The 12303-nt window shown below is 53.1% G+C and carries 13 protein-coding genes and 2 pseudogenes; 4 read left to right on the plus strand and 11 right to left on the minus strand.

The features are described 5' to 3' along the window. Positions 1-26 precede the first annotated feature (26 nt). The 6 genes from MK323_13125 to def are packed head-to-tail and all read right to left on the minus strand — an operon-like array spanning position 27 to position 7025. A complete protein-coding gene (locus MK323_13125) occupies positions 27-1409 on the minus strand; it encodes a sigma-54 dependent transcriptional regulator (protein MCH2483094.1) in 1383 nt (460 codons plus the stop codon). Continuing rightward, positions 1402-3609, minus strand: coding sequence for an ATP-binding protein (locus MK323_13130; GenBank protein MCH2483095.1), 2208 nt, complete (start codon positions 3607-3609; stop codon positions 1402-1404). The genes MK323_13125 and MK323_13130 overlap by 8 nt, the downstream gene beginning before the upstream one ends. After that, positions 3591-4256 carry a DUF4390 domain-containing protein gene (locus MK323_13135; protein MCH2483096.1) on the minus strand — a complete coding sequence of 222 codons (666 nt, stop codon included), beginning with the start codon at positions 4254-4256 and terminating at the stop codon, positions 3591-3593. The genes MK323_13130 and MK323_13135 overlap by 19 nt, the downstream gene beginning before the upstream one ends. Further along, on the minus strand, positions 4234-5523 hold the full coding sequence (gene rsmB, locus MK323_13140; protein ID MCH2483097.1) for a 16S rRNA (cytosine(967)-C(5))-methyltransferase RsmB: 1290 nt from the start codon (positions 5521-5523) through the stop codon (positions 4234-4236). Before rsmB ends, MK323_13135 begins: the two co-directional genes overlap by 23 nt. Then, a complete protein-coding gene (gene fmt, locus MK323_13145; GenBank protein ID MCH2483098.1) occupies positions 5510-6460 on the minus strand; it encodes a methionyl-tRNA formyltransferase in 951 nt (316 codons plus the stop codon). The genes rsmB and fmt overlap by 14 nt, the downstream gene beginning before the upstream one ends. Positions 6461-6488: 28 nt before the next feature. Continuing rightward, a complete protein-coding gene (def, locus tag MK323_13150; protein MCH2483099.1) occupies positions 6489-7025 on the minus strand; it encodes a peptide deformylase in 537 nt (178 codons plus the stop codon). Positions 7026-7160: 135 nt separating this feature from the next. Between def and MK323_13155 the strand changes: the two genes are divergently transcribed. The 3 genes from MK323_13155 (at position 7161) to MK323_13165 (ending at position 9811) form a co-directional block, all read left to right on the plus strand. Further along, complete coding sequence (locus MK323_13155) at positions 7161-8135, plus strand: hypothetical protein (GenBank protein ID MCH2483100.1); 975 nt, start codon at positions 7161-7163, stop codon at positions 8133-8135. A gap of 254 nt (positions 8136-8389) precedes the next feature. Further along, positions 8390-8629: a hypothetical protein gene (locus tag MK323_13160; protein ID MCH2483101.1), complete on the plus strand. Its 240-nt coding sequence runs from the start codon at positions 8390-8392 to the stop codon at positions 8627-8629. Between the two features lie 111 nt (positions 8630-8740). Then, complete coding sequence (locus MK323_13165) at positions 8741-9811, plus strand: TIGR03617 family F420-dependent LLM class oxidoreductase (GenBank protein ID MCH2483102.1); 1071 nt, start codon at positions 8741-8743, stop codon at positions 9809-9811. Here the strand turns inward: MK323_13165 and MK323_13170 are convergent. The 5 genes and pseudogenes from MK323_13170 to MK323_13190 form a co-directional block, all read right to left on the minus strand. Next, the gene (locus MK323_13170) at positions 9805-10284 is read right to left on the minus strand and encodes a VOC family protein (GenBank protein ID MCH2483103.1); all 480 of its coding nucleotides are present in this window, start codon (positions 10282-10284) and stop codon (positions 9805-9807) included. The two genes, MK323_13165 and MK323_13170, sit on opposite strands and share 7 nt — an antisense overlap. A gap of 262 nt (positions 10285-10546) precedes the next feature. Next, positions 10547-10810, minus strand: coding sequence for a type IV pilin protein (locus MK323_13175; GenBank protein MCH2483104.1), 264 nt, complete (start codon positions 10808-10810; stop codon positions 10547-10549). 27 nt (positions 10811-10837) lie between these two features. Continuing rightward, positions 10838-10960 (minus strand): annotated as a pseudogene (locus MK323_13180) (prepilin-type N-terminal cleavage/methylation domain-containing protein). Between the two features lie 135 nt (positions 10961-11095). Further along, a pseudogene (locus MK323_13185) lies at positions 11096-11104 on the minus strand (hypothetical protein). 38 nt (positions 11105-11142) lie between these two features. Then, on the minus strand, positions 11143-11727 hold the full coding sequence (locus MK323_13190) for a GspH/FimT family pseudopilin (GenBank protein ID MCH2483105.1): 585 nt from the start codon (positions 11725-11727) through the stop codon (positions 11143-11145). Between the two features lie 172 nt (positions 11728-11899). Between MK323_13190 and MK323_13195 the strand changes: the two genes are divergently transcribed. After that, the coding region (locus MK323_13195; GenBank protein ID MCH2483106.1) for a glycosyltransferase family 2 protein at positions 11900-12303 on the plus strand (404 nt) is incomplete at its 3' end.

The raw sequence follows: 12303 nt of genomic DNA on the forward strand, positions 1-12303 counted from the left end.
CCAGATGCATGACTAAGCGGCTTGTTTCAAGCTCGATTCTTGACTGACTTGGGACTGATGCCCAAGCCTTTGAGTTTTCTGTAAAGGTGTGTGCGTTCCATCCTGCATCGTTGTGCAAGTTCCGTCATATTGCCGTTTGTTCTGAGGAGGTGATAATTGAAGTAGTCCCGTTCAAACTGTTCCCGTGCCTCCCGCAAAGGTTGATCGAAGTCCGGATCAACTCGTCCGGTTGTTTCGGTGAATACCGGGGTTGCTGCACTGCCCATGGTCTCTCGGGTTTCGTCCGCGTCAATTTCCTCACTGCTCGAGGTGATTAGCATTCGATGGATGAAGTTACGCAGTTCTCTGATATTGCCCGGCCACGGTCTATTACGAAGGTAATTTACGGCAGCTGTTGAGAAGCGGTGGAATGAGAGATTTTCTGATTCCAAGATCTGGTTGGTGTAATAGCTTATCAGGTCCGGTATATCTTCCCGATGTCTTCTCAGTACCGGAACGTCGATTGGAACGGCATTAAGGCGATAGAACAGATCTTCTCTGAATGTGCCCTCTCGTATCTTTGATTCAATATCCTGATTCGACGTGGCGAAGATTCTGATGTCGAACTCAACAGGTGTTTTCCCACCGACCCGATAGAAGCGACTCTTTTCCAGCGTGCTCAGTAGTTTCTCCTGAATCTCGAGGTCAAGGTCACCGATTTCGTCCAGTACCAGGGTGCCACCCTGAGCCTGTTCAAATCGCCCGGCCTGTATGGAATCGGCATCTTCATAGCCGAAAAGTTCTATGGCAATGCGCTCCCGGGGTACCGAAGCCAGGTTGACTTCGACAAAGGCCTGCTCCTTACGCCGACTGGCTCGGTGCAGCGCGCGAACCACAACGCCCTTGCCGCTGCCGCGCTCACCTCGGACCAGTACCCAGCTTTCGCCCGGCGCAAGTCGATCAATCTGTTGTTTTAGTTCTTGGATAGCCGGACTGTGACCGACAAGTTCTGTTACCGGTTCTAACTGGCGTCTGAGCTGGGTGTTTTCCGCAGACAGTTGCCGGCTTTCAAGCGCACGTTCGACCGTAACCAGCAGTTTGGCAGTAGACAGTGGTTTTTCGAGAAAATCGTACGCCCCGAGTCGCAAGGCATCGACGGCTGTTTCTACGGTACCATGGCCTGAGATCATGATGACAGGAGGCCGATTGCTACTCTGCTCGCACCACTCGGTGAGAAGGGTGATGCCATCGGTATCGGGCATCCAGATATCGAGCAGCACCAGATCAGGACTGAGACGGTTGAATTTTTCTCGTGCCTCAGACCCGTCACCGGCCGAGTCCACTCTATAACCTTCGTCTTCGAGAATTTCGCTGACGACGCCCCGAATAGCGGGCTCATCATCGACGACTAGGACAGTTTGATTATTCACGTTTGCCTTGTCGTTCGTCTATCGAGGTGCCCTGAGACTGGGTCACAGGCAGGTGAATTATAACGACAGCACCACCTTTGGGCAGATTTGTTGCCCGCATGGTGCCACCGTTTTCCTCGATTATCCGGCGGCTTATCGGTAGTCCCAGTCCACTGCCGGAGATTTTCGTGGTGACGTAGGGTTCAAAAATTCGGTCCAACAACTCCGCCGGGAAACCCGGCCCGTTATCCTGAAGTTCCAGCACCAAAAAATTATCATTAGCGTGATCTATTCGCGTACTCAGTTTCAGTTCACCTCCTTTGTCACCCAGTGCATCGGATGCATTGATAATCAGATTATTCAGTACCTGCCGAACCCCGGTCGGGTCAGTCATGACCAGCGGCAGGTCATCAGTAAGGTCAAACAGGAACCTGATCTTGGTTAAGTGAGCGATATGGAGTTCTGTGATGTCCCGAATCAACGTATTGATGTCCAAGCACTTGGGTCGCGAGTTCACCGGTTGTGCATAGTCAGAGAACGCATCGACCATTGACTTCATCGATTCAACCTGTTGGACAATCGTCCGGGTTGCACGATCCAGTATTTCTCGATCGTCTTTCTCGATTTTGTCGAGATATCGTCGCCTGATTCGTTCGGCAGAAAGTTGTATCGGGGTCAATGGGTTTTTGATTTCATGAGCAAGACGGCGGGCGACCTCGCCCCAGGCCGCATCGCGCTGCGCTTTGATCAACGCTGTCGCATCATCAAACACAACAACGCAGCCGGATTCTGTTTCCGTACCAGAAAGTTTGGTACTGCTGCATACCAGAGTTTGTGGGCCCAATGGCGAGTTTATACTGATCTCTTTTTGCCACTCAGAAACATCATCACTTATACCTTGGTCTATCATGTCCAGCAATGGTTTGGCAGTTGGCAGAGCATTGATCATCTCGGCAATGGAAGATTCGACAAAAGTGCCCAGCGGTGTGTGCAGTATGCGTTCGGCAGCGGCGTTGTGCGTACGGAGTTGCCGATGGCTGTCAAACGACATGACACCGGATGACAGGTGAGCGAGTACGGTTTCAAGATAGGCTCTTTGTTTTTCTGCTTCAATTTGACTGTTTCGTACCGCAGTCTGGGCGCTGCTGATTTCCTGAGTCATACGGTTGAATGAGCTGACCAGAACACCGAGTTCATCTCCACTAGTCACTGGCAGCTGTTTGCCATAGTCTCCTTGAGCGACAGCTTGCGTGCCTTCAGCAAGGTCCCGCAGTGGGGCGACCAGCCTTCTGGCGAGATAGATCGCAATCAACAACGAGATGAGCAGTGTCATCAGCGTTACGAGTGAAAGGGTCAGGACAAAACTGAATGTCAACGGGCGTCGCAGATACTGCAGTTTTTCATATTCCGCATAGGCTGCCTCTACGCTTTGTCCCAGTCGCGAATACCTTAGGGGCAGCGGGTCGATAACCAGCAAAACACGATCAGTATCTCCAACCTGGCGTCCGGTTATACGTATAGCTACGCGTAGCTGCAGTCCGCCACCGGCAATTGGTTCCATCTCGGAATAGACCTTACCCTGGCGGAGTTGGCGGATCACTCGCTCGTCGGGGACATTCGGAATGAGTGAAATTGCATCCTTGCTGCTGGAGGCAAGTATTTTTCCCGACATCGAATGAAGGCTCATTTCCTCGAAATCACTTGCTTGACGAAGCTCATCGAGAAGCTGAAAGACTTCGAAACTGGACTCAGCATTCTGGATCTTGTCCGCATCATCACGCAGCTGGTCAACGACATCCAACTTGATCGATTCGAGTGAACTGCGGCCCAGCAGTAATGCATCGTCGAGTGCTTGTTCGATCTGCACATCGAACCAGCTGTCAATTCCCCGGCTGAGAAACTGCACAGCAAAGTAATAAACCACAGCGAGTGGAATCAGCGCCAGCACGGCGAAGGTCCCAACAAATCGCAGGGTAAGTCTGGAACCGAGGACCCTTGCCCGAAACTGTCCTATCAGTCGCCAAATCTGAAATGCGCTCATCAGCGCTAGCAGGCCAATTCCGATGACATTCAGCAGAATAAGAGCGGAATAGAAATCCCCAAACAGTTCGTCGTTTCCCGCGGCGCGACTCAACAATACCGAGGCAATCAGCAGGAATGCTGACAGCAGGAGGGTGAAGCCTGGTCCAAGTAATTGCGAGATCATCGACCGACTTGCCATTGTTGCCAGCCGCTATCAAGGTGCCAGGACGGAAAGAAGAGTGTGGCGAGCTTTAACGCGCCGGGAAGCAGGCTTCTGTCAAGCTCGAGTTGTACCCGTATAGACATCGGATCAGTCTGATTTACGCCGGTGGGGATTTGTTCCTGTACCGTCACTTTCCTAATGCTGAACAGCGTATCATAGAGACTGGTAAACGCCTGGAACTCCCCCCCGACCGGTTCCAGCAGCGTATACCGATTCGACAGGGCGTGGTACTGAATTCGAAAAGGGTACTGCCACTTGGCCGCGCTGATGTGCCAAGGCCATGCTGACTCTTTTACAAGTGATACATTGAGATTGATCGTTAACGGTATACCGTTGAGCAAAGCTTTGGCGGGTTCAGGGCCCAGGTCCAGTAACAGCGTCATCTGGGTTTTTATCATACCGGCAGCGGTGAGCGAACGCCCTGAAAGAACACTGAGGTCTGCCGAGGCAGAAGCGGGAAGCAGCGCGATGATCAGTGCCGCACCTAGCCGGTTCGTAACCCATTGGTGCCACATCGACTTTGTCTGAATCACGAGCGAATGATCATTGCGTGAAACCGAGGTGGTGAGTGTACAGCTTTGCCAGAACAGTCCCGGATCTTCAGCACTTTTGCACAATAGCATAGTACAGTCCATCTCCCTCGGAGCAGGGCAAAAACTGACGGCCGAATCGAGTGCTTTCTCCTAGAGAGTAGTCGCTGGGGACCGAGCACGCATCTTTGGTGTTCTCCAACAGAAGCTCAATAACTGCGTCATTTTCGGCAGGAAAGATTGAGCAGGTGATGTATAACAGACAGCCGCCACGACGAAGGAGTGGCCAGAGTTGTTGGATCATGTTCAGCTGGTTGCATGAAAAACGGGGGATATCGGTGTGGCGGCGCAGTACCCGGATATCGGGGTGCCGACGTATAACACCACTGCCGCTACACGGCGCGTCAAGGATGATTCGGTCGTAGGGTTTACCGTCCCACCACCGGTCTGGTTCCGTGACATCGCCATCGATGATGTCTACGTGGCCCTTAAGTCTTTGAATGTTCTCGCGGATCAGATTGGTGCGATCAGGAAGATCAATGGCTGTGATCGAGGTCGTATCTGTTGCCAGTTCATACAGCTGGCCAGTCTTACCGCCCGGCGCTGCACAGGCATCCAGGACACGCAGGCCTTGAAGCGGGCCTAGAAAGCAGGGACTCAGTTGTGCTGCTGCATCCTGTACTGATACAAGCCCGTCAGAAAATCCCGGCACTCTCAAAACAGAACGAGGTTTTGCGAGCGTAATTGCCCACGGACTTAAGTTTGAAGCGGTCGAGTCTACCCCTGCTTCAGCCAGGCGCAGCATGTAGTTACTTCTGGAGGTGAACTGAGTGTTTACCCGGAGTGTCAACGGCGGTCTCGAGTTGTAGGAGTCAACGATGTCTTTCCAGTCGTCTGGCCAGGCTTCGCGCAGACAGGACAGTAGCCACATCGGAGTTGCATATTGTGCTTCTTCTTGTTCTGCTGTTATGAACGCAGGATCTCTCAGGTGAGCGCGTAGTACCCCGTTGACTAGATTTTTTGCATGCCCTCGACCGAGTAGGTTGGCAGCTTCAACAGCGCCCGAAGTGATGGCGTAGTCAGGTGCATTAAGGTGTTCGTACTGATAAAAGGCGCACAACAGAAGATTTTCGAGAATCGTGTCCTGAGAGCGGATCGGCTTGTGAAGTTTCTGCTGCAGCAGGCGGCGGTAACGATAGGCCCAGCGAACACTGCCCCAGGCAATTTCACGAATTTCTGAGTGATTTTGAGCGGGCTGGAGTTTGAGTCTTTTGACGGCGGTCGAATCTAGGCTGTGTCCGTGGTGCAGAACATCGTTCACAATGTTCGCTGCCGTCGCGCAAGTTTCAGGACTTGGCATCGATCTTAGGTTCGTGGTGGAAGTTTTGACCAGGACTGATCGGGTGACCGTTCAGATAAGCACCGACAGACATCGGTTTCCTGCCCGGGGACTGTACCTCTATCAGATCGAGTGTACCCTGGCCGGTCTGTACTCGAATAAAGTCAGGATCTGCTTCGATGATCGTACCTGGCGGCGCTTCCGAGCTTGGTGGACCTTCAATCGAGTGTCTTACGAGCAAAGTGCTATTGCCCAGTCGCGTTCTGCACAGTGGACGTGGATTGAATGCTCTGACCTTGCGTTCCAGTACCATTGCTGAATTGTGCCAGTCCAGATACGTCTCTTCGGTTCGTATTTTTTTGGCATAGCTGGCTTTTTCATGGTCCTGTGCAGTTGCTGTTGCTGTTTCACGGGTGATCGCCGGTAGCAGCCTGATCAGTTCCTGCGCACCCAGATCGGCCAGCCGTTGGTGCACGGTGCCACTGGTGTCGTTGCTGAGGATCTGGGTTGACACTTGTGTCAGGATGTCGCCACTGTCGAGTTGTTCATTGATCCTCATCAGGCTAATGCCGGTTTCGTGGTCGCCGGCTTCGATCGCGCGTTGGATGGGTGCGGCTCCCCGCCATCGGGGAAGAAGCGAGGCGTGTACATTGATGCAGCCATGGCGAGGTATGTCCAGAACTGCTTGCGGTAGGATCAGGCCATAAGCCACCACGATGAGAAGGTCGGGTTCAAGTGCGGCAAGATAAGGAATCTCTTCTGAAAGCAAGGTGGGCTGTCTTACCGTCAAGCCCGCGTCCACAGCAATTTCCCGAATAGGACTGGGACGAGGCTTGCGTCCTCGTCCTGCCGGCCGATCAGGCTGGGTATAGACCGCCAGTAAATCCAATGGTGCCTGTAGCAGCGCCTGAAGACTCGGTGCTGCGAAGTCAGGCGTGCCTGCAAATATCGTGCGCAGCGACACTGGTCTAGACGGAGGACATGGTTTAGTAAGCTGTTGCTCGATCCTTCTGATCAGGGCGCTCGTTCTCGCGAGCTTCCTTCAACAGTCGCTTGCGAATCCGGTCCTGTTTCAGGCGAGACAGATAATCCACGAAAACCTTGCCATCGAGATGGTCTATTTCATGCTGGATACAAACCGAAAGCAGTTCCGAAGCGTCGAGTCGAAACGATTCTCCTTCCCGGTTTAAAGCGCTGACCGTTATTCTCTCGGCACGCAATACTGGTGCAACGATCCCAGGAACGGATAGACAACCTTCTTCGGTCTCTATTTCACCCTCTAAAGTTTCGATGATCGGATTGATGAATACCATCAACTTGTCGCGATTTTCTGACAGATCCATCACGATGACTCGTTTTGGAACATTGACCTGGATTGCTGCGAGCCCGATACCCGGTGCGGAGTACATGGTCTGGGCCAAGTCGTCCACTAGCGTGACTACGCTGCTGTCAACCGCTTCGACTGGTTTTGCGACTGTGCGCAGTCGCGAGTCCGGGTAGACAAGAATGTTGAGCAGTGCCATGACGTAGGTGCGAAATTTGTGACGTAGTACGGTTGGAAATCTGGGTTGTTAGACCCTAGACTAGGCAATCAGGTTTTGGGATTTGCATGGTTAAACGTGAATTTTAACGGAATTCTCTATAGGACTCTAACGCCTATGAAGCGTTCTTTAGGTCATTCAATGTCGAAGTTCGGCCTGAAGGCACTGGGTCGAGTGGAGGCGCGGCGGGTTATCTGTGCCGGGTTGGCATCTGCGATTTTTCTGCTTGGTGCTGTAATTCCAGTCCGCAGTGATACCAATCTGTTACCCGGAGCACCGCTAAAGGTACTGCGGCTGGTTCTTGGCCAGGGAGACGCCGGTGTCCAGCTAAAGGTACTGCGGGTGGAGAAGATGAGTCCACGGCTTCGAGTTGTTGATCAGAACAGGTCGGTACCCAGTATTGCGCCGGATGTGATACAGCCATTTCTGGTGTCAGCTGAGATACAGCAGACGGCAGAGCTGCCGGATTCTGGGTACGTGGTGGCTGGTACAGAGGGTGAGATAAACCTCGGCCAGTTCGCCCGGTTTTACGCGCGAGATCTGCCGTACTCATCTGCAGGGGATTATCATGTGATGCGTTTTGGTGAGCGTTTCATCGATCCAGACAGCGGTGAGCATCTGGGTCGTGCCGTTATCCGTATTGGTACAGCCAATCTAATCTCAGGCGACGAGCTCAGCATATTGGAACTGGTTTACAGCCATGAAGAGGTTGTGGCAGGTGACCGTCTTGTTCCGGTGAAGGAGGATGCTGGGTTGCCTTATTTGTTCCCACGCATACCGGAGGTGAATCTGCAAGGCCATATTGTAGGGATAGCAACCGGGGTTCGAGAGGCGGGTCTGTTTTCAGTGGTCACGGTTTCTGTGGGCACAGAGGACGGGGCACAGCCAGGCGATGTGTTGCAGGTTTCTCGTCCAGCCACTGCCAACGATTCAGTGGCGTCGAGACCGGTCGAACTGACCGGGCATAGCTCGGCATACGTGATGATTTTCAAGGTATTTCACAAGGCCAGCTTTGCGTTGATCATCCGAGCCCGTCGGCCAGTCAATTTACACGATCATATTTCTATCCCAGGGCAGTCGAGCGATATTTAAAAACGCGCAAACAGACAGGACGTCTGTTTGTTCCGGGCTGGCAGGTTGTCACGTCTGCCGGCTTGCGCCCTGTAACGGTTTGTGGATACGAAGTCCAAGGACGGTCTTTTGTCTGAGCGCAGCGAATAGTGGATTGAATTTGCGCGGTTAGAACTTCCGCAATCGGTCAAGCGGAAACTTCTCTCACATTTCTCAGAACCAGCTGAGATACTGGCTGTAAAAACATCCGCTCTCGAATCCATTACCGAGAGTCGGTGGCCACACTCGAGCGTGGCATTCTTGGCGGGGCTATTCTGGATGTGACGACGCCGGAACCACTGCCGCCAGATTCGAAACTCTGGCATACCCAGAATCTCATCATTACGCCACATGTCTCATCCGACGACGATGCGAACTATACAGACCTGACGTTGGACCTACTATTTAGGAACCTGGGTAGGTATCTCGAAGGTCGCCCACTCATTAATCGAGTGAGACCGAAACTGGGGTATTGAAGACTTGTTTGTCTGCACTCTGATCGCATAATGAAAATTTCAGGTGTTCGTGTACGATTCACCCTCTGATCACCAACTTATTTTTTGACCGGCTAACTTACCATGCGGGTGATGACAACAATTCCGCAGCACGATCTCCACCAGATTCCTAAGGTGGTACGGGAGATCGAAGCGAACGGATATGACGGTGTCTGCACGCTGGAAAACCGCCATGATCCTTTTTTGCCTTTGGGCATTGCTGCAATTAACACTCGGAAGCTGGAACTGTCGACTGGTATCGCCATTGCATTTTCGCGCAGCCCCATGGCTGTTGCTAATATCGGCTGGGATCTGCAATCGGCATCCGGCGGGCGCTTTGTACTGGGCCTTGGCAGTCAGGTCAAAGGACATAACGAGCGTCGCTTCAGTGTTCCGTGGTCTCCACCCGCGCCTCGACTACGCGAATATGCACACGCGCTACGCGCCATCTGGTCTACCTGGAAAACTGGAGAGCCACTGAACTTCGAAGGGCAGCATTATCGTTTTACCCTGATGACACCGAATTTCACGCCAGAACCGATGGACAGTCCGGCGCCGCCGATTACGGTTGCGGCAGTCGGTCCTGCGATGATGAAAGTGGCTGGGCAGGCCTATGACGGCGTGCGCCTCCACCCTTTTTGTACTCGACGGTATCTGGAAGATACTGTGATACCGACTCTTGAAAACGCTCTTGTGAGCGTTGGGCGTCAGCGAAAACGTTTCGAGATTTCAGGGGGTGGTTTTATCGCCACGGGAGCAGATGATGAGGCGGTGGCCAAGATGTTTGAGTGGGTGCGTATCCGTATAGGGTTTTACGGTTCGACCCGAGCGTACTGGCCAGTTCTCGAAGCGCATGATCTGGAAGAGTTGGGCTTGAAGTTGAACCAGATGTCTAGAAACAACCAATGGGATCAGATGGCCCAAGAAGTGACTGATGACATTGTGCATTTGTTTGCCGCTGTGGGACGCCACGACGAGATTGCCGAGGCGATTAAAGAACGTTTCGGCGGTATTTCGGACGCTGTTTACGACAGTGCGTCATCGGAGTTGCGCGGTGGACTGCCTGCCGACGTCATTCAGGACATTCAATGTATTCCATCGCCCTTTATTGGTTTCGCCGATCAGAAAGGCGTCGGTGGCGCGGTACGAACAAGCGGTTACTGAGTTTTTTCGGTACTCCAGCGATCAAGAATCGCGTGTGCATCTTTGCCTGAGCCCATGTCGTGATTATGATTTGGCCGTTTGGCGGTCAGTTCAATGACGTAGCCATTGGGATCTCTAAAATAGATCGAGTCGATGAATCCATGATCGGAAATCCCCCGCGTCTCGATCCCGTTTGCGATGCCTTTGTCCATCATCTCCTGCAGCCGGTCGTGTTCGACCTCAAGCGCAATGTGCAGATCAAAGTCGCGCTGGTCTTTAAACTCGAACGGTGTCTGCGGGTCGTCAAAAAAGGCAAGAAACGACCCGTCTCTCATCTGGTAGAACGTGTGCAGCACCTGGGTGCCACGTCCGGTCATGGTGGTACCGATCTCCAATGAATGAACCAGTGGTAGCCCTAAGAAATCTTCATAGAAACAGCGGGTTTTTTCGGAATCCCGGCAGCGATAAGCATTGTGATGAAGGCCCTTAATCATGGTGTTCGTCCTGTGGTGTTCGTGCCGTACATTGTGTCTGTTCAGCCCGTGAGCTTGTCTGTGTGTACCCCGTCACGCTCAGCCGCGAGATGTGCCTGTGTGACCCGCCCGTACAGTTCACGGGTGCGGTGTACACTGCCGATCATACCGGATTTTTCTGCGAACGACATGATCAGCAGTAACCGGGAGGAAGCATTTGATGTCTACGCGATGTCATGATGGCAATTCTATGTTAGGTTGAAAGCACCTCAGAAGGGATGGTTTACCAGCAGCTATCCTTATCATCCCCGGTCGCGCTTTGCTCGCCGAGGTGGGTCAGTGTCAGTGTTTTGCAGTCGGTGTCATCGGCTTGTTCGTTCTGTGGGGTTGCGGTCAGCGTAAAGGTCGATGGGGTAGGGACGGATGCACCGATCACGTAGAACCCCTGGGCGGAGATGACCGTACCACTGGCGGAAACACTGCAGTTGACGTCGTCGTATTTGGAAAACTGGGTATAGCAGCGTTCGAGTTCCTGGGCTACCTGCATCAGCTTTGCCTGCCCGTCGGCTCGACGGGAGCGGGTGACATAGTCTGAATACATGGGGATCGCGATTGCCGCGAGTATGCCGATGATCGCGACCGCAATCAGTAGTTCAATCAGGCTGAAGCCCTGATATCTATTGGGGATTTGACGCATGGATTGTTCGAAGCGGTCTGCAATGTCGTAGGCCTGACTGGTGGCATGGGAGCGGTGCAGGGCGCTGGTGTTGTACTTGAGCCCGCTCGCCATCAATGCGGCCAGTGCCAGCAGGCCAAAAGAAAAAACTGCCAGGGTGATCATCACCTCAATCAGACTCAGGCCTTTCTGGCGCAGCACGTTCATGGTGATGGTGTACAGCTGTTCTGAGAAGAGTCGGTGGCGATCAAGTTCCGGCTTCGGCCGGTGGCGATTACATCGATGGCACGAGCATGGTCTCCGAAACCGCGCTGGTCACACAAAATAAACGTGCCCGATTGCGGATCTCCGTTGACCTTCTGTGCACGGCCGTCGTAGTCAAAGGACACATAGTCACGCACGTCAGTGGTGCCGCGCAGCGTATTGTCGCCGTCAAGAGCAACATGGATCTCTAACCGGGTCTCCTCCTCGTCGAGTACGGAATCGTTATTCGTATCGACGAAAACCACCCAACCGTCTTCCCATAGGGTGCCGCTGCAGCCGCCGCTGGCAGTGCCGGGGCACGTGACCACGCGGGTACTGCGGTTGATGGCTTCAGTCCGGGCGAATACCAGTGACGTGGTCAGCGCGGCCGCCTGCGTCCGAATGCGATTATTTAGGACGAAGTTCTGCAGAGACGGTGCAGCAATTACAGCGACGATTGCGAGGATCGCCACCGTGATGAGAAGTTCTATCAGCGTAAAGCCGTGATAGCTGTCATAGGATTTGGGTGGTGCGTAGAAACTCATGGGTAAACGTGGGCGGTTGTCAGTTCGAGTTGTAATGATTCAAATTTCGAAGACCCTACCGGGCATTGTAATCAAGGCCATAAGTACTCGTCTGATCCGCCGCTGTCTATGTACCTGGTTCAGTGATGGCACAATAGCGTATTCAGTGGTACTGCAGGAGTTCCGAGAGAACATGAAAATCAGTGTGGTCATCCCCGTGTTTAACGAGTCCGCCACCTTGCCTGAGATCGTGGCCCGGGTTCGGGCTGTCGATGTGGATCAAGAGATCATCCTGGTCGATGACTGTTCGACGGATGGCAGTCGTTCACTGATCGAGACATTTTCACACGACGACGATATTGTCGGTATTTATCATGAGACAAACCAAGGCAAAGGCGCAGCCCTCAGGAGCGGTTTTTCGCATGCTCGCGGTGATTTGGTCCTGGTACAGGATGCAGACGTCGAATATGACCCGCGTGATTATCTGAAACTGCTGGAACCGATCGAAAGCGGACGCGCAGATGTGGTCTACGGCTCGCGCTTTGTCGGTGGGGAGTCACACCGGGTACTCTATTTCTGGCATTCCGTGGGAAACCG

This window comes from Gammaproteobacteria bacterium, assembly GCA_022450155.1.
In the GTDB taxonomy this organism is placed as follows: domain Bacteria; phylum Pseudomonadota; class Gammaproteobacteria; order Arenicellales; family UBA868; genus REDSEA-S09-B13.